This window comes from Brevundimonas sp. KH_025 (genome assembly GCF_057839885.1).
The window spans coordinates 2,925,691-2,948,665 of sequence record NZ_CM174501.1; the positions used below are offsets into that span (position 1 = coordinate 2,925,691).

Sequence of the window (22,975 nt, forward strand, 5' to 3'; positions counted from 1 at the left end):
GAGGAAGCCATGGCCGACGCGGTCCATCCAGATCGAGGTTTTCATCGCTTGCATCGTATCTCTCCGTTGTTGCACGATTTTCGTGCGTTTCTGTGGTGTCGCTGGGTGAACGTTGCGTCTTTCTCGCTTCGTCTGAACGGTGCGACCCCCGTTCTTGAGATTGAAGATGCGCCATGCCCCCTCGAAAAGCACGTTACATATCGTTTAACGATGTTAAACTTCCGCAATGCATCGGACGGGACTAAGGTGGCCGCATGAATCTCAAGCTGATCAAAGGGATGCGGCTGGTGGCCGCGACCCACAATCCGGGCAAGGCGCGCGAGATCGAAGCGCTGCTGGACGGAAATTACAGGATCGTCACGGCCGGCAGCCTCAACCTGCCCGAACCGGACGAGACCGAGAGCACCTTCGTCGGCAACGCCATGCTGAAGGCGCGCCACGCGGCCGAGGCCTCGGGCGAGGTGGCCCTGGCCGATGACTCCGGCCTGTCGGTCGCGGCCCTGGACGGGGCGCCGGGCATCTTCTCGGCGCGCTGGGCCGGGCCGGGCAAGGATTTCGCCCTGGCCATGAAGAAGGTAGAGGAGCGGCTGGAGGAGGTCGGATCGACCGACCGCCGCGCCTGGTTCACGTCTGCGCTTGCGGTGGCCTGGCCCGACGGCCCCTGCGTGGTGGTCGAGGGACGCATCGACGGCGAGCTGGTCTTCCCGCCGCGCGGCGACCGGGGCTTCGGCTACGACCCCATCTTCCAGCCCGAGGGCTCGGAGCTGACGTTCGGCGAGATGGACCCGGCCGAGAAGGACGCCATCAGCCACCGCGCCCTTGCCTTCGCCCGGCTCAAGGCGGCGCTGATTGACTGAGGCCCCGTCAGGCTCGCGGGTCCCTCAAGCAGCCTCCCTCCGCGAGGGAGGCGATAGGGACCCCAAGGATGTGGCGCTCTACGTTCACTGGCCCTACTGCGCCCGCATCTGCCCCTATTGCGACTTCAACGTCGTGCGCGACCGGGGGCGGGTCGAGGAGCAGGCCGGACTGGTCCAGGCCATACTGGCGGACATGGAGGCGCAGGCCACGCTCGTCGGGCCGCGTCGTCTGGCCTCGATCTTCTTCGGCGGCGGCACCCCTTCGTTGATGCCGCCCGAGGCCGTGGCGGCGGTGATCGCGCGGGCCAAATCGCTCTTTCCCCCCATGGACGAGAATGGCGGCGAGATCGAGATCACGCTGGAGGCCAACCCCACCGACGCCGAGGCGGGCCGCTACGCCGCCCTGGCCGCCGCCGGCATCAATCGCCTGTCGATGGGGGTGCAGTCGTTCGACGATGCAGCCCTGACCTTCCTCGGCCGCGACCATTCGGCGGCTGAGGCGCGGCGCGCGGTCGAGACGGCGGGTCGCGCCTTCCCGCGCCTGTCCATCGACCTGATCTACGCCCGGCCGGGGCAGTCGGTGGCCGACTGGACGGCGGAGCTGAGCACGGCGCTGGACCTGGGGTTCGAGCACGTCTCGCCCTATCAGCTGACCATTGAGCCGACGACGGCCTTTGGCCGCGCCTTCGCGCGCGGGACCCTGACCCCGCCGGACGAGGATCTGGCCGCCGCCCTTTATGAGGCGACGCAGGCCGTGCTCGAGGCCGCGGGTTTCGAGGCCTATGAGGTGTCCAACCACGCCCGCGACGTGGCGGCCCGATCATCCCACAACCTGCATGTCTGGCGCGGCGGCGACTATCTGGGCCTCGGCCCCGGCGCCCACGGACGGCTGACCCTGGCGGGGCAGCGCACCGCCACCGTCGCCCACCGCCGCATCGCCGACTATGTCGCCGGCGTCGCCGCCGGAACCCCCTGGGCCGAGCGCGAGACGCTGGACCCGCTGGGCGAAGCCGAGGAGCTGGTGCTGCTGGGTCTGCGCACCAATGAGGGCGTGCCGCTGGCGACTTTGATGACGCTGGGCCTGTCGGCCCAGACGGGTCCGCTGGCCGAACTGATCGCCGACGGCTTCCTGACGCTGGTTGAGGGCCGGGTTGCAGCGACAGCGGCCGGCCGTCCGGTGCTGGACGCCGTGCTGCGGACCCTTCTGACCTAGATCAGACCGTCGCGACGGCCTCTTCGATCAGGTCGGAGATCTCGACCGGACGCGAGGCCAGGGAGGCGTGGCTGGCGTCCAGGGTGATGACCTTGCGGGCGTTCATCCGCGCCGACATCCGTTGCTGATTGGTCGGAGCGATCATGTGATCCTGGCTCGAGACCTGATACCAGACCGGCTTCTTGCGCCAGGCGGGATCGGTGACGGCGTCGCCGAAGGTCCCGGCCAGGGGCGCCTTCTGCGTCACCGCCATGACCAGGGCCTCGTCGGCGGTCAGGTCCTGGCAGAAGCTTTCGTGGAACTTGTCGGGCTTGACCCACAGATAGCCGTCGCTGTCCGGGGCCAGGTTGGCGGCGGCGGACGGCGGGTCCTGCTGGGTGATGGCGCCGGGGCTTTCACCGGCGTCGGGGGCGAAGGCGGCGACATAGACCAGGCCCGCCACGTTGGGCAGATCGCCCGCTTCCGACAGCACGGCGCCGCCGTAGGAGTGGCCGACCAGGATGACGGGACCGTCCTGCTGGCGCACCATCTTGCGGACCCGCTCGGCGTCGTCGGCCAGGGAGGTCAGCGGCATTTCGACGGCGTGCAGCGAGGTGTAGCCGCGCCGACTCAACTCCGTAATGACCTTGCTCCAGTGGGCGGCGCCGCCCCAGAAGCCGTGCACGAGGACGATGGCGGTCGATTTGGACATGGTGGGTTTCCCAAGCTTGGCGGCGTCGTGCGCCGCATGGGGCCGGAGCGCCTCAACCGGAACCGCGTTCCTTCGACACGGCGGGTTTCACGACACCGTGACGCCCTCTAGGATGGCCTCATGCCTGACGCCCCGCTGTTCCCGCCGACCGCCCCGCCCGCGCGCTCCGTCGCGCCCGGCCTCTATCTGGTGGCGACCCCCATCGGCAATCTGCGGGACATGACGCTGCGGGCGCTGGACGTTCTGGCCGCCGCCGATCTGGTCCTGGCCGAGGACACCCGCGTCACGGCCAAGCTGCTGACCGCCTATGGCCTGCGGGCCAAGCTGGAACGCTGCGACGACCACGCCTCGGCGCGCGCCGCCGAGATCGCCGTCGAACGGCTGAAGGCGGGCGAAGTCGTGGCCCTGGTCTCGGACGCGGGCACGCCGCTGGTGTCGGACCCCGGCTATGTCGTGGCCCGCGCCGCCATCAACGAGGGCCTGCCGGTCCATCCCATTCCCGGCGCCTCCAGCCTGCTGGCCGCCCTGTGTCTGGCCGGACAGCCCGCCGACCGGGTGCTGTTCGCCGGCTTCCTGCCGCCCAAGTCGGGGGCGCGAAAGACCATGCTGGAGGAACTGCGCACCGGGCGTCAGACCTTGGTCTTCTTCGAGAGCGGCCCGCGTCTGAAGGACAGCCTGACCGACATGGCCGAGGTGCTGGGCGACCGCCCTGCCGCCGTGACCCGCGAACTGACCAAGCTCTATGAGGAGGCCGTGCGCGGCACCCTGGCCGAACTGGCGCTCGACCCGCGCTGCGATGCGCCCAAGGGCGAGATCGTCGTCGTCGTCGGCCCCGGCGAGGCCGAGGTCGCCAGCGCCGCCGACGCCGATGCGGCCCTGACCGAGGCCATGACCCGCCTGCCGCCGGGCGAGGCCGCCGCCGAGGTGTCCAAGGCGCTGAACCTGCCCAGAAAGCCCCTCTACAAGCGGGCGCTGGAAATGCAGGGCCGGGGGTGAAGCCCCGCCTGCGGCCCGGCCCGTCGCCGCGTCGGTCCAAATCGGGCTGGCGTCAGGCGCTGGGCGGGCGGTCGCACCGCGAGGGTCATGCCGCCGAATGGATCGCCGCCGTCTGGCTGATGCTCAAGGGCTATCAGATTCTGGCCTTCCGTCTGAAGGGGCGGGGCGGCGAGATCGATATTCTGGCCAAACGCGGCCGCATCCTGGCGGTGGTCGAGGTCAAACGGCGGCGCACGATCGAGGCGGCGATCCTGTCGTTGGGGCCGGAACAGCACGGCCGACTGGCCGCCGCCGGGCAGGCCGCGGCCCGCAGTCGGCCATCGCTGCAGGGGCTGGTGTTGAGAATCGATATGGTGGCGCTGGCTCCCGGGCGGTTTCCGCGTCATCTTCGCGGGGTGACGACGACAGGAACGGACATCGCGTGACCCGCGAGGACGCCGAGATCATTCTGGCCCAGGCGGGAACCGCCGAGGACGACGGCTTTCCGCTGCTCGAATGCGCCATCGCCTGCGCCATCCACGACTATCCGTTCCGCGACCCCGAGCCGGTCCGCCTGCTGGCCGACCAGGCCGCCCAGAGGGTCAAGGAGCGGGCGGCGAACGAAAGTCCCGACGACGCCTTGGCCGAGACCATGGCCGCGGACCTGCGGCTGAACGGCGACCTGCTCAACTACGATCATCCCGGCAACACCGACGTCATCGACGTGGCCGAGCGGCGGCGCGGCCTGTCGGCGGCCCTGGTGGTCTTCTACCTCGACGCGGCGCGCCGGGCGGGGCTGAAGGCGGCGGCGGTGGACTTCCCCGGCCATATCCTGCTGCGGGTCGAGACGCCCGAGGGGCCGGTGGCGCTGGACCCTTTCAGTCAGGGCCGTCTGGTCCTGCCCAGCGAACTGACGCGGCGCGCCCTGCTGGCGGGGCTGACGCCGCACGTGGCCGATCGGCTGGATTTGCTGATGGCCCCGGTCAGCGACCGTCAGGCCCTGGTCCGGCTGCAGAACGTCCTGTTCACGCGAGCCCTGATGGTCGAGGACTATCAGGGGGCCGAGCGTTCGGCGCTGCGCCGCGCCCTGCTGGACCCCGAGGATCACCGGCCCTGGCTGGACGTCGCCGCCGCCCGCGAGAAGCAGGGGGCCCTGACCGGCGCGCTGGAGGCCCTGTCGCGCGCTCGCGCCTTGGGCGACCCCGCCGACGCGCACCGCGCCAGCGCGGACCGGATGCGGTTGCGCCTGAACTAACCCCCGTCATCCTGGGGCTTGATCCGAGGATCGAGCGGAGCGGCGCGGTCGATTTTTCCTGTGTCGCGCAGACGGCTGACCCGATCCTCGGGTCAAGCCCGAGGATGACGGCTGAAAGGGCATGGCAGCGGCAAAGAGAGGGGCGCGCCCTTGCGTCCGGGCCCCTCGCCGCGCATCTGCAACGCTCTGACGCCGTGAAAGGACTTCCATGCTCAAGGTCGCCATCCAGATGGATCCGCTCGAGGCGGTGAACGTCGAGTCCGACACCACCTTCCTGATGGCCCTGTCGGGGCAGGCGCGCGGCCACAAGCTGTGGATTTACGACTTCCGCACCCTGGCGCTGGAGGACGGCCGCCTGTTCTGCCGCGCCCGGCCGGTGACGGTGAACACGGTCCAGGGCGAGCACGCCGACTTCGGCCCCGAGGTCGTCCTCGATCTGGCCGAGGACGTCGACGTCATCCTGATGCGTCAGGACCCGCCCTTCGACATGGCCTATGTCACCGCCACCTATCTGCTGGAGCGGGTGCATCCGCACACCCTGGTGGTCAACAACCCAGCCGAGGTGCGCTCGGCGCCCGAGAAGCTGATCGCCACCCTTTTCCCCGGCCTGCAGCCGCCGACCCTGGTGTCCTCGGACCCGCTCGCCCTGGTCGACTTCCACCGCCGTCACGGCGACGTGGTGCTCAAGCCCCTGCACGGCGCCGCCGGTTCGGGCGTGGTGCGGCTCAAGGCCGACGACCCCAATCTGGAAGCCCTGATCGAGATCCACGCCGCCGGTTCGCGCGACCCGCTGGTGATCCAGAAATTCATTCCGGCGGTCTCCAAGGGCGACAAGCGCATCATCCTGATCGACGGCGAGCCGGTCGGCGCCATCAACCGCATTCCAGCCAAGGACCAGGTGCGCTCCAACCTGCGCGTCGGCGGCACGGCGGCCCCGGTCGAGCTGACGCCGCGCGACCTCGAAATCTGCGCCGCCATCGGTCCCTATCTGAAGGAACGCGGCCTGGTCTTCGTCGGCATCGACGTGATCGGCGACTACCTGACCGAGATCAACGTCACCTCCCCCACCGGCGCCCAGCAGATGCTGAAGTTCTCGGGCGTCGATGCGACGGCCCTGATGTGGGACGTGATCGAGCGCAAGAAGCGCGAGGCTGCCTAGGCCCCAAGGCCGCATAACGTCGCTCTTGCAGTTGCGATGAGTTCGTGATTTGTTCTCTTTCGGACTGCGGGAGGGAAGTCATGGTCGCGCGGGTGGTGACGGTCGCTTTCGACGGGGTCGAGGCGCGACGGGTCGATGTCGAGGTGCAGCAGGTGGCGACTCCTGCCGGGGCCTTCGCCATCGTCGGCCTGCCGGACAAGGCGGTGGCCGAGAGCAGGGAGCGGGTGCGCGGCGCCTTCGCCGGCATCGGCCTGGCCCTGCCGCCCAAGAAGGTCATCGCCAATCTGGCGCCCGCCGACCTGCCCAAGGAAGGCAGCCATTTCGACCTGCCCATCGCCCTGGCCCTGCTGGCCTCCATGGGGGTGATCGCGCCGGACGCCCTGGACGGCTGGGCGGCGGTCGGCGAACTGGGGCTGGACGGCCAGATCGCGGCGGTCGGAGGCACGCTGCCGGCGGCGATGGCGGCCGGGGCCATGGGGCTGGGCCTGATCTGCCCCGAGGCCAACGGGCCCGAGGCCGCCTGGGCCGGCGACACGGCCATCCTGGCGCCCCGCTCCCTGATTGGCCTGATCAATCATTTCCGGGGCACGCAGGTGCTGCGCGCGCCCGAACCGGGTCCGGTGACGGCGGGCGGCCTCGCGCCCGACCTGCGCGAGGTCAAGGGCCAGGAAAGCGCCAAGCGCGCGCTGGAGATCGCGGCGGCGGGCGGCCACAACCTGCTCTTCATCGGCCCGCCGGGATCGGGCAAGTCGATGATGGCCCAGCGTCTGCCCGGCCTGCTGCCGCCGCTGACGCCGCAGGAACTGCTGGAGACCTCGATGGTCTGGTCGGTGGCGGGCCTGATCCAGCGCGGCGCCCTGACCCGCGACCGGCCCTTCCGCTCGCCGCACCATTCCGCCTCCATGGCCGCCCTGACCGGCGGCGGTCTGCGGGCCAAGCCGGGCGAGGCCTCGCTGGCGCACAACGGCGTCCTCTTCCTTGACGAACTGCCGGAATATTCGGCCCAGGCGCTGGACAGTCTGCGTCAGCCGCTGGAGACGGGCGAGATCGTGGTGGCGCGCGCCAACGCCCATGTCCGCTATCCGGCGCGGTTCCAACTGGTGGCGGCGATGAACCCCTGCCGCTGCGGTCTGGGCGGATCGGGACGCGGCGGCTGCGGCAAGGCCCCACGCTGCCAGAAGGACTATCAGAACCGCATTTCCGGCCCGATGTTTGATCGCATCGACCTGACGGTCGAAACCCCGCCCGTCACCGCCGCCGACATGGCCCTGCCGCCGCCCGCCGAGGGCACGGCCGAGGCCGCCGTCCGCGTGGCGACCGCCCGCGCCCAGCAGGAAGAGCGCGTCCGTGCGGCGGGCTTCGACCCGGACAAGGCGCGCGATCAGGCGATCAACGCCCGCGCTTCGGGTGAGACCCTGGACCGCTTCGCCGCGCCCGACGACGCGGGCCGCGCCCTGCTGATGCGGGCGGGCGAGGCCGGGGGGCTGACCGCGCGCGGCTGGACCCGCACCCTGCGGCTGGCGCGCACCATCGCCGATCTGGACGGTTCGACCGGGGTGCTTCGCCGCCACGTGGCCGAGGCCCTGATGTATCGCCGCACGACCGTCGGGGCCCAGGGCGATTTCGATCGCCAGACGGCCCATCGCAGCGAGGCCCCCGCCTTCTGAAAGGCTGAAATCGTCGTTCGGCCACGCTTAACCCTTGGGCGCTAGGGTCGTCGCCATGGGACAGGCACGCAGAACGCACGCACCGACCGACATCGCCCCCGCAGCGGAAGCCGCCGCGCCGGAACAGCAATTCCTGCGGCTGATGAGCCATGAGATGCGCACGCCCCTGAACGGGGTGATCGGCATGCTGGGCCTGCTGTCGCGGACCAAGCTGGACGGCGCCCAGCGCGCCTACGCCGAGGCGGCGCAGAAGTCGGCCGAGCATCTGCTGGGTCTGGTCAACGACCTGCTGGACTTCGCCCGGCTGGAAGCCGGGGCGCTGGAGTTCGACGCCGCCCCCGTCGATCTGGAAGGCCTGACGCGCGGCGTGGCCGAACTGCTCAGTCCCAAGGCCCACGACAAGGGGCTGGAGATCGTCTGGTCCGTCGCCGCCGACGCGCCCGACGTGATCGCCGACGAGGGCCGTCTGCGTCAGGTCCTGTTCAATCTGGCGGGCAACGCCGTGAAATTCACCGACCGGGGCGGGGTCCGCCTGACGGTCGAGCGCGCGGGCGGAACCGCGTCGCGTCCGCGCCTGGCCTTCGTCGTCGACGACACCGGCCCCGGCGTGCCGGAAGCGGCGCGGGTGCGCATCTTCGACGAGTTCGGCCACGCCGACGTCTCCGACGCCGCCCGCTTCGACGGCGCGGGTCTGGGCCTGGCCGTGGTGCGGCGCCTGGCCCAGGCCATGGGCGGAACCGTGACCGTGTCCGACAGGCCCGACGGCCCCGGCGCCCGCTTCCGCTTCGAAGCCGACTTCCCTGTCGCCGATTCCGAACCGCGCGCCCGTCCCCTGGACGACGCGGTCGTGGCGGTGCGCACGCCCGATCCCTTCGTGCGTCAGGCGGCGACGGCCCAGATCGAGGCTTCTGGCGGCCGCGTCGCGCGTCAGGCGGGCGTGACCCTGATCGACCACGCCATAGCCGAGGACGGCGTGCTGGCCGTCAAGCCGGCCCAGGGCGAGGCCATCATTCTGCTGAAACCCAGCGAGCGCGATCTGATCGACCGCTATCGGGCCGCCGGCTTCCACGGCTACCTGATCAAGCCCCTGCGCCGGGCCTCCCTGGCCGAACGGGTGCAGGCCGCCGCAGGCCGTAGGAAGGGTCTGGCCATGGCGGTCGGGCGCAGCCAGGACGACGACCGCGTCGTGCCGGTGGCCTTCAAGGGCGTGCGGGTGCTGCTGGTCGAGGACAATCCGGTCGGCGCCCTGCTGGCCCGGACCCTGCTGCGCCGCGAGGGCTGCGTGGTGCAGACCGCCGCCGACGGGCATGAGGCGCTGCTGACGCTGAAGGACGCCCGCTTCGACCTGATCTTCATGGACATGCGGATGCCGCGGCTGGACGGGCCGGGCGCGGCGCGGGCGCTGCGGGCGCGGGGCGAACGCGCCCCCATCGTGGCCCTGACCGCCAACGCCTTCGCCGAGGACCGCATCGCCTGTCTGGAGGCGGGCATGAACGACCATCTGACCAAGCCGCTGGAGGCCGACGCCCTGCGCGCGGCCCTGGCCCGCTGGACGAACGCGGGCAACCGCGCCAAGGTCGGGGCCTAGTTGCCACGACCGCCTGTTTCCGGCGGCGCCCGCCGGAGACCTACATGACCGACACGAAGACGCCCGCTTCCGAGGTCGCGGCCCTGCAGCCGTCGCCGAAAGGCCTGGGCGTGCTGAAGGCGGCCTTCCGCGAACGGCGCACCCTGGCCATGCTGCTGCTGGGCTTTTCCGCCGGCCTGCCCTTCGCCATGCTGTTCGGCACCCTGAACGCTTGGCTGTCGGACGCCGGTGTTTCGGTGGCGACCATCGGCGTCCTGTCCTGGGTCGGCCTGTTCGGCGCCTTCAAATTCCTCTGGTCGCCCTCGGTCGGCCTGACGCCGCCGATCATCGGGCGGATGGGGCGACGGCGCGCCTGGCTGATCCTGTGCCAGCTGGTGCTGGTCGGCGCCCTGCTGACCATCGCCCTGTCGCATCCGGGGACGGGCGCCATCGGACTTCTGGCTGGAGCGGCGGCGCTGGGCGCCTTCGCCTCGGCGACGCAGGACATCGTCATCGACACCTGGCGGATCGAGGTTGCCGACGAGCGCGCCCCGGTCGACCTGCTGTCGACCGTCTATCAACTGGGCTTCCGCACGGCGGCCCTGGTCGGCGGCGCGGGCGCCCTGGTTCTGGCGGACACTCTGGGCTGGTCGGCGACCTTCGTCATCGGCGCCGGCCTGATGGGGCTGGGCCTGCTGGGCGCCCTGATCGCGCCGGAGCCCAAGCCGGCGCCGAAGCAGGCCATCGCGCGCGAACGGATCGGCTCGCCGCGCCTGCGCATGGCCGCTCTGGCCGCCACCCTGGTCGCCTGGGCCTGGGCCGCCTTCATGCTGATCCGCTTCATGGTCACGGCGCTCAGCGTCACCCCGGCGCCGAGCGCGGGCGAGTTCACCGCTGCCTGGGGGCCGTGGATCGTCGGCGGGGCGGTGCTGCTGCCCGCGGCGCTTGCCGGACTGATCGTCTGGCGCGGCGGCAAGACCGGGCCGGCGCCGGCGGAGCGCGACGCTCCGCCGTTGGCGAACACCCTCTATGACGCCATCCTGGCGCCCCTGGTCGAACTGATGGGGCGTTTGGGGTGGGGGGCGATCATCGTCCTGGGCCTGATCCTGACCTATCGCATCACCGACGGGGTCTGGGGACCGTTCGCCTTCCCCTTCTACATGGGCGACACGGGCGGGGCCCTGGGCCACACCAAGACCGAGATCGCCTTGGCCTCCAAGACCTTCGGGGTGGTCATGACCATCCTCGGCATCGGCCTGGGCGGCTGGGCCCTGCTGGTCATCGGTCGGATGGCCAGCCTGTTGCTGGGGGCGGTGCTGTCGGCGGCCACCAATCTGCTGATGATGGATCTGGCCATGGGCGCGCCCGTGATCCACCCCTTCATGAGCGCGACGGGGCTCTACAAGGCGTTCGGCCTGCTCGGAGCGGGCGAGCCACTGGCGCGACTGATGCTGGCCATCGCGGGCGAGAACATCGCCGGCGGCTTCGCGGGCGCGGCCTTCGTCGCCTATCTGTCGGCCCTGTCGAACAAGATGTTCGGCGCGGTCCAGTTCGCGGTCTTCACCTCGCTGGCCCTGCTGATCGGGACGCTGGGGCGCGGCGCCCTGGGCGAGTTGGTCGAACGTGAGGGCTATGCCGCCATGTTCGTCATCGCCGCCTGGCTGGGCGTCATCGCCGTCGTCTTCTGCGCGGCGGAATGGGTCCGGCTGACCTTCGAGCGTCGTCGCCTGAATCGGAAAACCCAGGGCTGAAACGCAAAGAGGCGGCCCGAAGGCCGCCTCTCGAAGCGTTCGCGGACGTGAACCGTCAGTCCTCGACTTCGGCGCCTTCGGCATAGGCGGCGAAGGTGGCGGCGGTGATGATCTCGCTGACCGAGGCGCCCAGGGGCACGATCTGCACCGATTTCTCCAGACCGACCAGCAGCGGGCCGATCACGGTGGCGCCGCCCAGCGACTGGACCAGGCGGGTCGAGATGGCCGCCGAATGGATGGCCGGCATGACCAGGACGTTGGCGTCGCCGGTCAGGCGCATGAAGGGATAGTTGGCCCGCGCCTCGGGGTTCAGCGCCAGCTCGGGCGGCATTTCGCCCTCGTATTCGAAGTCCACGTCCATGGCGTCCAGGATGCGGATGGCCTCGCGGACCTTCTCGCCGCGGTCGCCGGGCGGATCGCCGAAGGTCGAGTAGCTGAGGAAGGCCACGCGCGGCTTGCGGCCCAGCTTCTTGACCGTGGCGGCGGCCTTGACGGCGATCTCGGCCAGTTCGGCGGCGTTGGGCAGTTCGTGGATCGAGGTGTCGGCCACGAACAGAGTGCGGCCCTTGGCCAGCAGGATCGACAGGCCGATCATGCGGTCCTTGACGTCCAGAACGCGGCGGACCTCCTTCAGAGCCATGTTGAAGTTGCGGGTCACGCCCGTGACCATGCAGTCGGCCTGGCCGCGCGCGATCATGGTGGCGCCGAAGTAGTTGCGGTCCTGGTTGATCATCCGCTGCACGTCGCGGCGCAGATAGCCGCGACGGTTCAGGCGCTCATACAGCCAGTCGGTGTATTCGGCGTTGTGGCCCGAGGTGCGGGCGTTGACGATGTCGATGCCCAGGTCGTCGAAGTTGAGGCCCGCCTCGGCGGCGTTCTGACGGATCAGGTCCTCGCGGCCGACCAGGATGGGGGTGCCCAGGTCGCCCTGCTTGAAGGCCCAGGCGGCGCGGATGACCGACTGCTCCTCGCCCTCGGCGAAGACGACGCGCTGCTTCGGCCCCGAGCGCACGGCCGAGGAGATCTTCTGCATCAGGGCGGCGGATGGATCGACCCGCTGCTTCAGGGCGATGCGATAGGCGTCCATGTCGGCGATCGGCTTGCGCGCCACGCCGGTGTCCATCGCCGTCTGGGCGATGAAGGGCGGGATGTACCAGATCAGGCGGGGGTCGAACGGGGTCGGGATGATGTATTCGGGGCCGAATTTCAGCTTGCGGCCGCGGTAGGCGGCGGCGACCTCGTCCGGCACGTCCTCGCGGGCCAGCGCCGCCAGGGCGTGGGCGCAGGCGATCTTCATCTCGTGGTTGATCTGGCGCGCGCGCACGTCCAGCGCGCCCCGGAACAGATAGGGGAAGGCCAGGACGTTGTTGACCTGGTTCACATAGTCCGAGCGGCCGGTGGCGATGATGGCGTCCGAGCGCACCGACTTGACGTCTTCCGGGGTGATCTCGGGGTCGGGGTTGGCCATGGCGAAGATGATCGGATTGGGCGCCATGGAGGCGACCATGTCCTTGGAGATGGCGCCCTTCGCGCTCAGCCCCAGCACCACGTCGGCGCCGACCATGGCTTCGGCCAGGGTGCGCAGCGGGGTGTCGGTGGCGTGCGCCGCCTGCCATTGCGAGACGTTGTCGCGGCCCTTGTAAATCACGCCCTGGCGGTCGCAGATGACGGTGTTCTCGGCCTTGACCCCGGCGGCCTTCATCAGGGCGATGGACGACAGGCCGGCGGCCCCGGCGCCCGACAGGACGACCTTCACGTCCTCCAGCTTCTTGCCGACGATATGGCAGGCGTTGATCAGGCCGGCGGTCGAGATGATGGCCGTGCCGTGCTGATCGTCATGGAAGACGGGGATGTCCAGCAGGTCCTGCAGCTGGGCCTCGATCTCGAAGCATTCCGGGGACTTGATGTCCTCCAGGTTGATGCCGCCCCAGGTGTCGCCGATGTTCTTGACCACGGTGACGAACTCGTCCGGGTCGGTGGTCTTCACCTCGACGTCGAAGCTGTCGACGTCGGCGAAGCGTTTGAACAGGACCGACTTGCCCTCCATCACCGGCTTGGACGCCATGTGACCGAGGTTGCCGAGGCCGAGGATGGCGGTGCCGTTCGAGATGACGGCGACCATGTTCCCCTTGGAGGTGTAGTCGTAGGCCTTGTCCACGTCCGCGGCGATGGCCAGGACCGGCACGGCCACGCCCGGCGAATAGGCCAGCGACAGGTCGCGCTGGGTCGCCATCGGCTTGGTCGGGGCCATGGAGATCTTGCCCGGCGTCGGAGCGCTGTGGAACTCCAGAGCGTCGTCGTCGGAGAAGGTCTGTTTGTCGGTCAATTCGGGCATTTCGATCTCGGGAAGGGCAGGCGCCCCCTGTTCCTAGATCGTGGGGCCGATGGGGACAACCGCTGACGCTACGTCAGCCCGCGGATCGGGGCAGATTGCTCAAGGCTGTGGCAAAAGCCCCGTGCGTTCGACCTCGACCGGGCCGGTCATGAAGACGTGGCCGGAGGCCTCGTCCCAGTCGATGGTCAGTTCGCCGCCGTCGACCACGACCGTCGCCTTGCGCTCGGTCAGGCCGCGCCGGGCCGTGGCCACCAGGGCGGCGCAGGCGCCGGTGCCGCACGCCAGGGTCAGGCCCGCGCCGCGTTCCCACACCCGCAGCCGGATATGGTTGCGGTCGATGACCTTGGCGAAGCCGACGTTGACCGCCTCGGGGAACAGGGGGTGGTGTTCGACCAGCGACCCCGAGCCGCGCACGAAGGCGTCGTCCTGCTGGTCGGTGAAGAAGACCACGTGGGGGTTGCCCATCGAGACGGCGGCGGGCGTGTGCAGCACCGGGGCGTCGATCGGCCCGACCTGCAACTCGATGCCGCGCGTATCCATCTCCTCGGCCAGCGGCACCTGGCTCCAGTCCAGGCGCGGCGCCCCCATGTCGACTGTTACTTGATGATCGCCGGCCCGCCTGGCCGTCGTCGGCCCGGCCAGGGTGTCGATGACCACCTCTTCCTTGTCGGTGGCTTCCAGCAGCAGCCAGCCGACGCAGCGCAGGGCGTTGCCGCAGGTCTCGACCATCGAGCCGTCGGCGTTCCACACCCGCATGAAGGCGTCGGCGCTTTCGGACGGTTCGACCCCGATCAACTGGTCGCAGCCCCCGGTTGGCGAGGCGGGATCGCACAGGGCGCGCACCTCGGCCTCGCTCGGATGGAAGCCCTCTTCGAAGGCCTGAACGACGATGAAGGCGTTTCCGGCGCCGTTCATGCGGATGTAGGGGCGGGCGGCTTGGGTCATGTCCGCCTTCATATAGGATTTTTCCGGCATTCATGTATCGCTGGCGTCGATGACGTCCGAACACAGCGACAGCGGCAAGCACCAGGGGCTGCGACTGAGGGCGCGCCTGCGCTACCTCTATCACGGGACCCAGCCGGCGGCGGTGAAGTTCCGCCTGGGGGTCATCGTCATCGACCTGGCCATCATCGGCTTCTTCCTGGCCACGCCGATCCTCAAGGAGGCGGGCTGGGCTTTCTATGTGCTGGACTATGTCATCGCCGCCATCCTGGCGCTTGACCTGGCGGCGCGGGCCTATGCCTGGTCCGACGTGCGCGACTGGCTGAAGCGGCCGATCGTCTGGATCGACCTGTTCGTTCTGGCCACCCTGCTGTTCCCGATCTGGCTGGCCAATCTGGGCTTCCTGCGGCTGCTGCGGCTGTGGACCCTGCTCAATTCGGATTTCTTCTGGCGCACCATCGGCCGCAAGTTCGACGACACCCGGGTCGAGGAGATCACCCGCGCCCTGGCCTCTCTGGTCACCTTCGTCTTCGTCGTCACCGGCTTCGTCTACGCCGCCTTCCGGGGGCGGGCCGAACATATCGACGGCTATCTGGACGCGCTGTATTTCACCGTGGCGACGCTGACGACCACCGGGTTCGGCGACATCACCCTGCCTGGCAACTGGGGGCGGGTCATTTCGATCGTCGTCATGCTGGTGGGCATCACCCTGTTCATCCGCCTGGCCCAGACCCTGATCCGGCCGCACAAGGTGAAATTCCCCTGCCCCACCTGCGGCCTGCAGAAGCACGATCCCGACGCCGTCCACTGCAAGGCCTGCGGCCAGATCCTGTGCATTCCCGACGACGGCGGCTGAGGCGCGCGACGGCCCTCTCTGCGACGAAAGATGACAGGCTTGTAAGATTCCAGCCGCTTGCCGCCGGCTTTTCCTCTCGCCAAGGTGCCGTCAAATTTTTTGGGGAATGAAACACATGATCCGCTCGCTGGCGTCCGCCGCCGCCCTTCTTCTCGCCGCCGGAGCCGCACCCGTCGCCATGGCCCATCCGTCTGATACGCCCGCCGCCGCCGCCACGCCGGGCTTTGCCACCAGCGACGCGACCGACCCCTATATCTGGCTGGAAGAGGTCGAGGGCGAGCGCGCCATGGACTGGGTCAAGGCCCACAACCAGACCTCGCTGGGGACGCTGCAGGGCGACCCGCGCTATGAAACCCTGCACCAGCAGGCGCTGGACATCGTCCAGTCGCGCGACCGCATCCCCTCGCCCGGCTTCACCCACGACGGCCACGTCGACAACTTCTGGCAGGACGCCGAGCACGTGCGCGGCGTCTGGCGCCGCACGACGCTGGACAGCTATCGCACCGCGACGCCGACCTGGGAGACCATCCTCGACATCGACGCCTTGTCGGCTTCTGAGGGCGCCAACTGGGTCTACAAGGGCGCGACCTGCCTGCCGCCCGAAGAACGCTACTGCCTGCTGTCCCTGTCGAACGGCGGCAAGGACGCGGTGACGATCCGCGAGTTCGACAGCGTGACGAAGACCTTCGTCGAGGGCGGGATTTCGCTGCCGGAATCCAAGGGCGGCGCCGCCTGGATCGACAAGGACACGGTCCTGATCTCGCGCGACTTCGGCGAAGGCTCGCTGACGGACTCGGGCTATCCGCGCACGGTGCGCCTGCTGAAGCGCGGCCAGAGCGTCGGTCAGGCGGTCGAGGTCTTCGCGGGCCAGAAGACCGACGTCTCGGTCTCCGGCTACACCCTGCGCGACGCCGACGGCGTGGTGCAGGCGGTGCTGCTGAACCGCGGCGTCAACTTCTATGAGAGCGAGACCTGGCGTCTGAACGCCGACGGCACGACCACCAAGCTGGAATTGCCGCTCAAGTCCAACATCAACGCCCTGGTCGCGGGCCAGATGGTGGTGACGACGGATCAGGACTGGACCGCGCCCTCGGGTCAGGAATTCAAGACCGGCGACGTCATCGCCTGGAACCTGCAAGCCTGGCTGGCCGATCCCAAGACGCCGGCTCAACTGGTGATCCGTCCCGGCGAGCGCGAGGCGATCGAGGGGATCAGCGCCACCCGCAACCGTCTGGTCGTGGCCCTGTATGAAAACGTGCGCGGCTCGGTCTACGTCTACGACCCTGCCGGCTGGAGCCGCACCCGTCTGGACCTGCCGCAGAACGTCACCGTCGGCGTCGGCTCGGCCTCGGAGCAGGACGACAAGATCTTCGTCAGCGTCGCCGGCTACCTGAACCCGTCCAGCCTCTATCTGGCCGATGCGGCGACCGGCGCGGTCGCCCTGACCAAGTCCCTGCCCGCCAAGTTCGACGCGACCGGCATGAAGGTGGACCAGTTCGAGGCCCGCAGCGCCGACGGCACGATGATCCCCTATTTCGTCGTCCACAAGGACGCCATGGCCATGGACGGCTCGAACCCGACGCTTCTGTATGGCTACGGCGGCTTCCAGTCGTCGCTGCTGCCCGGCTATTCGCCGACGGTCGGCAAGCTGTGGCTGGAGCGCGGCGGCGTCTATGTCATCGCCAATACGCGCGGCGGCGGCGAGTTCGGACCCAAGTGGCACCAGGCGGCCCAGCAGGAAAACCGCCAGCGCGCCCACGAGGACTTCCAGGCCGTGGCCCAGGACCTGATCACGCGCGGCATCACCTCGCAGCCCCACCTCGGCGTCATGGGCGGCTCGCAGGGCGGCCTGTTCATGGGCGCCATGCTGACCCAGCGTCCGGACCTGATCAATGCGGCGATCATTCAGGTGCCGCTGTTCGACATGCTGCGCTTCCACAAGCTGCTGGCCGGCGCCTCGTGGATCGGCGAGTACGGCAACCCGGACATCCCCGAACAGCGCGCCTGGATCGAGCAATACTCGCCCTATCAGCGTCTGGCGGCGGGCCAGCCCTACCCCGAGGTCTTCATCCACACCTCGACCAAGGACGACCGCGTCCACCCCGGCCACGCCCGCAAGGCGGCGGCGCGGATGGAGGAGCTGGGCTATCCGGTGCTCTTCTATGAAAACACCGACGGCGGCCACGCAGCCGGCGCCAACCTGCGCGAAACGGCCCGCCGCATCGCGCTGGAATACACCTATCTGACCCGTCGCCTGATGGACGAAGCGGCGCAGCCGTAGGCGGTATCCGATCCTCCCCTGTGAGCCTCGGCGAACGGGGGAGGGGGACCACGAAGTGGTGGAGGGGGCGACCCCGAACGCCGGAGCTGGTTCCGCCCCCTCCACCGCCTGACGGCGGTCCCCCTCCCCCGCTGACGCAGGGGAGGATTTTGAAAGCGGAGCTTGTCTTCATGAAGTCCCTGTTCCTGTCCGCCGCCCTGCCGGTGTTGATTCTCGCCGCCGGTCCGGCCCTGGCCCTGGCGCCGGTTGATCCGGCCGCCGCCGTCGCGACCACGCCGGCTCCGCACTTCCCGCGCGACCTGTCGCCCGAGGGGGTGAAGGCCGCCGACGATCATCTGGCGCTGGAAGCGGTGGACGGGGCCGAGGCCAGGGCCTTCGTCGCCGCCTCGAACGAGAAGGCCCTGTCGGCCCTGACCGGCGACCGTCGCTACGAACCCTTCCGCCGGCAGGCCGAGGCCATCCTGACGGCGACCGACCGCATTCCGGGCGTCAGCTTCCTGGGCGAGGGCCTTGGCAATTTCTGGCAGGACGCGGCCAACCCCAAGGGGGTCTGGCGCCGGACCTCGCTGGAAAGCTATCGCACCGCTCAGCCCCAGTGGGAGACCCTGCTGGACATCGACGCCCTGGCCAAGGCCGAGGGCCGCGACTGGGTGTTCAAGGGCGCCAACTGCCTGGCCCCGGACGAGACGCGCTGCCTGATCAACCTGTCGGACGGCGGCAAGGACGCTGTCACGGTCCGCGAGTTCGACCTGACGACGAAAACCTTTGTCACTCCTGAGAATGGGGGCGGCTTCGTCATCCCCGAGGGCAAGCATCGCCTGACCTGGCTGGATCGCGACACCCTGCTGATCGCCACCGACTTCGGTCCCGGCACGATGACCGAGTCGGGCTATCCCTTCATCGTCAAATCCCTCAAGCGCGGCCACCCGCTGGCCCACGCGACCGAGGTCTATCGCGGCCAGCAGTCCGACGGCGGCTACGGCGTCTCGCCCATGGTCTTCCGCGACAAGGCCGGCGCGGTCGAGGCCGTCCTGTTCAGCCGCCCGCTGGACACCTTCCGTTCGGAAATCTGGGAGTTCCTCAACGGCAAGACGGTCAGGTTGAACTTGCCGGAGCGGGTTTCCGTCGAAGGCGTTATCGGCGATCGACTGGTCTTTTCGAACGAGCAGGACTGGAACTTCCGGAACGAAAATTACAAGGCCGGGTCGCTGTTGGCCTATTGCTTCCTCTGCCTGCGTCCTCTGGCGCAGGATGAGATTGTCGTATCGAACGGCGCACCTGTGATTTTCACGCCGGGTCCGCGACAGTCGGTCAGCGGCGTGAGGGTGATGGACGACCGGGTTGTCGTTGCGATTAACGATAATGTCGTTGGCGGTCTCGCTGTGTTCGAGAACAAAGGCGAGTGGGGCTGGGCGCGCACCGACATCGCCGTCCCGGCCAACAGCGCCGTGGGCCTGGGCGACAGCTCCAAGGCCAAGGGCCAGGTCTTCGTCTCCACCCAGGGCTTCCTGACGCCGCCGACCCTCAGCCTGGCCGAGGTCTCGACCGGCGCCCTGACCGAGTTGAAGTCGGCCCCGGCCAAGTTCGACGCCTCGACCCATGTGGTCGAGCAGTTCGAGGCGATCTCGACCGACGGGACCAAGATCCCCTACTTCGTCACCCGCCCGCGTGACCTGGCCATGGACGGCACGGGGCCGACCATCCTGTTCGGCTACGGCGGCTTCCAGGCCAGCTTCCCGCCCGCCTACAAGCCCGAGATGGGCAAGCTGTGGCTCGAGAACGGCGGCGTCTTCGTCCAGGCCAACATCCGCGGCGGCGGCGAGTTCGGCCCCGGCTGGCACCAGGCGGCGCTGCGCGAGAACCGCCAGCGCGCCTTCGACGACTTCGCCGCCGTGGCCCGCGATCTGGAGCAGCGCAAGATCACCAGCCCGCGTCATCTGGGCATCTATGGCCGGTCGAACGGCGGGGTCCTGACCAGCGTGTCGATCACCCAGCACCCGGAACTGTTCAATGCGGCGGTGATCGAGAGCCCGCTGATCGACATGCTGCGCTATCCGGACCTGCCCGCCGGCGCCTCGTGGATCGGCGAGTACGGCGACCCGCGCATTCCCGGCGACGCCGAATTCATCGCCCGCTATTCGGCCTATCAGCAGTTGCGGCCCGAGGTGAAGTATCCGCGCGTCTACATCACCACCAACACGCGCGACGACCGGGTTCACCCCGGCCACGCCCGCAAGTTCGCCGCCCGCCTGGGCGATCAGGGCCACGACCATCTCTATTTCGAGGACACGGCCGGCGGCCACTCCAACGACGCCGACCCGGTCGCCAACGCCCGCCGCTGGGCCCGCCACTACGTCTATCTCAGCCAGCAGCTGATGGACTGACCTGTCGGCGTCATCCCGGAAGCGGCGCAGCCGCTATCCGGGACCGCGACAGACGCCGACGTCTGCGTCCTGGGCGGACCCGGCTCTCCGCCTCCGGCTCCGGCCGGGATGACGTGAAGGGGAGCGGCCTCAAGTAGTCCGAAGGACGATAGGCCAAGCAAGATGGCCAAGGTTCCTGCCCTTCACGGTTTTATGAGCGGCGTGGACGGATCGAGGGGCTAGGATCGCCAGATGACAGCACGGGGTTCGATCAGGTTCGGGATGATCGCGGCGGCGGTCGCAGGCGTCGGCCTGTTGACCGCCGCCGCCGCCTCTGCACGTGAGCGCGACGCCGTCGTTCAGCCGGTGGTGGTCGAACTGTTCACCGCCCAGGGCTGTTCCGGCTGCCCCGACGCCAACCGCACCCTGGAGGCGGTGGCCGGCGAGCCGGGCGTCATCGCCCTGACCTACGGCGTCGACTACTGGGACTATCTCGGCTGGCCTGACACCTTCGCCAAGCCGGAATTCGCCGCCCGTCAGCAGGCCTATCGCCAGGCCATGAAGCTGCGGAACGTCTCGACGCCCCAGGTGGTGGTGGACGGCCGCCGTCAACTGTCCGGCGCCCGCCCGCCCGAGCTTCAGGCCGCCATCGTCGCCGAGGCCGCCGCCCGGCTGTGGCCGCCCGAGATCGAGTTCCGCGAGACCGGCGACCGGGTCGGCGTCGGCTCAGGCCGCCCCCCGCGCGGCGGCGCCGAGGTGACGGCGGTGATCTATCGCCCCGGCCTGCAGACCGTCGAGGTGCGCCAGGGCGACAACCGCGGCCAGGCGGTTCGTCACGTCAATGTGGTGCGCGAGGTGCGTCGTCTCGGCGACTGGACCGGCCGTCCGGTCCTGTTCGCCTTGCCGGCCGATTCCGCCTCTGAAGACAACGTCGTAGTCCTGGTTCAGTCCAAGCTGGACCGTCGCATTCTGTCGGCCGCCCGGCGGGCGGAACCGAGGGCCGATTGAACCGCTGACGGAAAGCGGCTAAAGGCCCGCCGCTCTTGATGGGCGCGCTCTCCGCGCGACCCGGAGGTTATGCATGGCCGGGGACACACCCCGCGGCGACGCTCAGTCCGCCGCAAACGCTTCCGAAAAGTCGAACGCCGGGAATCCGTCGCCGCCCAATCACGGCGCGGGCCACGGCAAGGCGACCCATCGCGCCCTGATCGTGGGCGCCATCGGCGTGGTCTTCGGCGACATCGGCACCAGTCCGATCTACGCCCTGCGCGAGGCCATCGGCCACGCCCAGAAGGGCGTCGGCGGCGAGCTGGCCATCATCGGCGTGGTTTCGCTGGCCTTCTGGGCCCTGATGGTCGTGGTGACGTTCAAATACGTCATGTTCCTGATGCGGGCGGACAACAAGGGCGAGGGCGGCACCCTGTCGCTGATGGCCCTGGCCCAGCACGCGGTCGGCCGACGCAGCGCCTGGCTGTTCATTCTCGGCGTCTGCGGCGCGGCGCTGTTCTACAGCGACGGGATCATCACCCCGGCCATCTCGGTGCTGTCGGCGGTCGAAGGTCTGAAGGACGCGCCCGGCCTGAACGGCGAACTGGATCCCTTCATCCTGCCGATCTCGGCGGGCATTCTCATCGTCCTCTTCCTGTTCCAGTCGCGCGGCACCGCCGGCCTGGCCAGGTTCTTCGGCCCGATCACCGCCGTCTGGTTCCTCAGCCTGGGCGTGCTGGGCCTGACGCACATCTTCGACGACATTTCGATCCTGCGCGCCCTGTCGCCGACCTATGGCATCGAACTGCTGCTCAAGGACGGCTTCCTCGGCTTCGTCATCCTGGGCAGCGTCTTCCTGGCCGTGACGGGGGCCGAGGCCCTCTATGCGGACATGGGCCATTTCGGCAAGGCGCCGATCCGCCAGGGCTGGCTCTATGTCGTCCTGCCCTGTCTGACGCTGAACTATCTGGGCCAGGGCGCCTTCCTGCTGGCCAACCCCGGCGCGGCCGACAACCCGTTCTGGAACATGGTGCCGCAGATGGTCTATTGGCCGATGCTGATCCTGGCCACGGCGGCCACGGTCATCGCCAGCCAGGCGGTCATCACCGGCGCCTTCTCGGTGACGCAGCAGGCGGTCCAACTGGGCCTGCTGCCGCGCATCGACATCCGCAACACCTCCGAGACCCTGGCCGGCCAGATCTATGTCCCGGCGGTCAACAGCCTGCTGATGATCGGCGTGCTGTTCCTGCTGCTGACCTTCCAGTCGTCGCACAATCTGACCGCCGCCTATGGCGTGGCCGTGACCGGCACCATGCTGGTCAACACCCTGATGGCCTGGTCGGTGGTGACGAAGAAGTGGAAGTGGCCCATGTGGGCGGTGCTGGGGACCCTGGTGCCGTTCGGCCTCATCGACGGCGTCTTCCTGACCTCCAACCTGCTCAAGATCCCCGACGGCGCCTGGATGCCGCTGGTGCTGGGCGGCGGTCTGGTGCTGATCATGTGGACCTGGGTGCGCGGCACCCAGATCCTGACCGAGAAGACCCACAAGGACAGCCTGCCCCTGGGCGATCTGATCGAGATGCTGAAGGCCCGTCCGCCGCACCGCGCGCCGGGCACGGCCATCTTCCTGACCTCGGACCCCGAGGTCGCGCCGGTGGCCCTGATGCACAATCTCAAGCACAACAAGGTGCTGCACGAGAAGAACGTCATCCTGACCGTCCACACGGCCGACCGGCCGCGTGTGCCCGACGATCAGCGCGTGGCGATGGAGCCGATCAGCGACGACTTCAAGCGGCTGACCATCACCTACGGCTTCATGGAGACGCCGAACGTGCCGCGCGCGCTGGGCCTGTGCCGCAAGCAGGGGCTGAAGTTCGACATCATGTCGACCAGCTTCTTCCTGGGTCGTCGCTCGGTGGTCGCCTCGGCGCGTCAGGGCATGCCGCTGTGGCAGGACAAGCTGTTCATCTTCCTGATGCGCAACGCCGCCAATCCGACCGACTTCTTCCACATCCCGCCCGGCCGCGTGGTCGAACTGGGCACACAGGTATCCGTATGAGTGGTGGAACGCCCAAG

Annotated in this window: 17 protein-coding genes; 14 read left to right on the forward strand and 3 right to left on the reverse strand. The window is 69.1% G+C overall.

Going from position 1 to position 22,975, the window contains the following annotated elements; all coding sequences use genetic code 11:
• Positions 1 to 254 precede the first annotated feature (254 nt).
• Positions 255 to 857, forward strand: a complete 603-nt coding sequence (rdgB, locus tag AC3IS2_RS14495) for an RdgB/HAM1 family non-canonical purine NTP pyrophosphatase (protein ID WP_489198488.1) — start codon at positions 255 to 257, stop codon at positions 855 to 857.
• A gap of 70 nt (positions 858 to 927) precedes the next feature.
• Positions 928 to 2,070, forward strand: a complete 1,143-nt coding sequence (hemW, locus tag AC3IS2_RS14500; RefSeq protein WP_489198489.1) for a radical SAM family heme chaperone HemW — start codon at positions 928 to 930, stop codon at positions 2,068 to 2,070.
• Between the two features lies 1 nt (position 2,071).
• On the opposite strand, the gene AC3IS2_RS14505 is transcribed toward hemW, so the two are convergent.
• Positions 2,072 to 2,761: an alpha/beta hydrolase gene (locus AC3IS2_RS14505; RefSeq protein WP_489198490.1), complete on the reverse strand. Its 690-nt coding sequence runs from the start codon at positions 2,759 to 2,761 to the stop codon at positions 2,072 to 2,074.
• A 120-nt stretch (positions 2,762 to 2,881) separates the two neighbouring features.
• Between AC3IS2_RS14505 and rsmI the strand changes: the two genes are divergently transcribed.
• The 7 genes from rsmI to AC3IS2_RS14540 all read left to right on the forward strand — a co-directional run bounded on the left by rsmI (position 2,882) and on the right by AC3IS2_RS14540 (position 11,135).
• On the forward strand, positions 2,882 to 3,757 hold the full coding sequence (gene rsmI, locus AC3IS2_RS14510; protein ID WP_489198491.1) for a 16S rRNA (cytidine(1402)-2'-O)-methyltransferase: 876 nt from the start codon (positions 2,882 to 2,884) through the stop codon (positions 3,755 to 3,757).
• On the forward strand, positions 3,754 to 4,182 hold the full coding sequence (locus AC3IS2_RS14515) for a YraN family protein (RefSeq protein WP_489198492.1): 429 nt from the start codon (positions 3,754 to 3,756) through the stop codon (positions 4,180 to 4,182). The genes rsmI and AC3IS2_RS14515 overlap by 4 nt, the downstream gene beginning before the upstream one ends.
• The gene (locus AC3IS2_RS14520) at positions 4,179 to 4,991 is read left to right on the forward strand and encodes a SirB1 family protein (RefSeq protein ID WP_489198493.1); all 813 of its coding nucleotides are present in this window, start codon (positions 4,179 to 4,181) and stop codon (positions 4,989 to 4,991) included. The genes AC3IS2_RS14515 and AC3IS2_RS14520 overlap by 4 nt, the downstream gene beginning before the upstream one ends.
• A 208-nt stretch (positions 4,992 to 5,199) precedes the next feature.
• Positions 5,200 to 6,150, forward strand: a complete 951-nt coding sequence (gene gshB / locus AC3IS2_RS14525) for a glutathione synthase (protein WP_489198494.1) — start codon at positions 5,200 to 5,202, stop codon at positions 6,148 to 6,150.
• 80 nt (positions 6,151 to 6,230) lie between these two features.
• A complete protein-coding gene (locus AC3IS2_RS14530) occupies positions 6,231 to 7,817 on the forward strand; it encodes a YifB family Mg chelatase-like AAA ATPase (protein WP_489198495.1) in 1,587 nt (528 codons plus the stop codon).
• Between the two features lie 55 nt (positions 7,818 to 7,872).
• Positions 7,873 to 9,405 (forward strand): response regulator, encoded by a 1,533-nt coding sequence (locus AC3IS2_RS14535; RefSeq protein ID WP_489198496.1) that lies wholly within the window; start codon positions 7,873 to 7,875, stop codon positions 9,403 to 9,405.
• A gap of 44 nt (positions 9,406 to 9,449) precedes the next feature.
• On the forward strand, positions 9,450 to 11,135 hold the full coding sequence (locus AC3IS2_RS14540) for an AmpG family muropeptide MFS transporter (RefSeq protein ID WP_489198497.1): 1,686 nt from the start codon (positions 9,450 to 9,452) through the stop codon (positions 11,133 to 11,135).
• Between the two features lie 55 nt (positions 11,136 to 11,190).
• Here the strand turns inward: AC3IS2_RS14540 and AC3IS2_RS14545 are convergent, their stop codons facing one another.
• Together AC3IS2_RS14545 and dapF are read right to left on the reverse strand one after the other, a co-directional pair.
• Positions 11,191 to 13,470 carry an NADP-dependent malic enzyme gene (locus AC3IS2_RS14545; RefSeq protein WP_489198498.1) on the reverse strand — a complete coding sequence of 760 codons (2,280 nt, stop codon included), beginning with the start codon at positions 13,468 to 13,470 and terminating at the stop codon, positions 11,191 to 11,193.
• A 99-nt stretch (positions 13,471 to 13,569) separates the two neighbouring features.
• Entirely contained in the window at positions 13,570 to 14,415 is an 846-nt protein-coding gene (gene dapF, locus AC3IS2_RS14550) for a diaminopimelate epimerase (protein WP_489198499.1), read from the reverse strand.
• A 49-nt stretch (positions 14,416 to 14,464) separates the two neighbouring features.
• On the opposite strand from dapF, the gene AC3IS2_RS14555 reads away from it, so the two are divergent.
• From AC3IS2_RS14555 to AC3IS2_RS14575, 5 genes are all read left to right on the forward strand, one after another.
• The gene (locus AC3IS2_RS14555; protein ID WP_489198500.1) at positions 14,465 to 15,268 is read left to right on the forward strand and encodes a potassium channel family protein; all 804 of its coding nucleotides are present in this window, start codon (positions 14,465 to 14,467) and stop codon (positions 15,266 to 15,268) included.
• A 115-nt stretch (positions 15,269 to 15,383) separates the two neighbouring features.
• A complete protein-coding gene (locus tag AC3IS2_RS14560; protein ID WP_489198501.1) occupies positions 15,384 to 17,549 on the forward strand; it encodes a prolyl oligopeptidase family serine peptidase in 2,166 nt (721 codons plus the stop codon).
• A gap of 170 nt (positions 17,550 to 17,719) precedes the next feature.
• Complete coding sequence (locus AC3IS2_RS14565) at positions 17,720 to 19,933, forward strand: prolyl oligopeptidase family serine peptidase (RefSeq protein WP_489198502.1); 2,214 nt, start codon at positions 17,720 to 17,722, stop codon at positions 19,931 to 19,933.
• Positions 19,934 to 20,164: 231 nt separating this feature from the next.
• Complete coding sequence (locus AC3IS2_RS14570) at positions 20,165 to 20,920, forward strand: DUF1223 domain-containing protein (RefSeq protein WP_489198503.1); 756 nt, start codon at positions 20,165 to 20,167, stop codon at positions 20,918 to 20,920.
• A 73-nt stretch (positions 20,921 to 20,993) separates the two neighbouring features.
• Positions 20,994 to 22,958, forward strand: coding sequence for a potassium transporter Kup (locus AC3IS2_RS14575; protein WP_489198504.1), 1,965 nt, complete (start codon positions 20,994 to 20,996; stop codon positions 22,956 to 22,958).
• Positions 22,959 to 22,975: the final 17 nt, after the last annotated feature.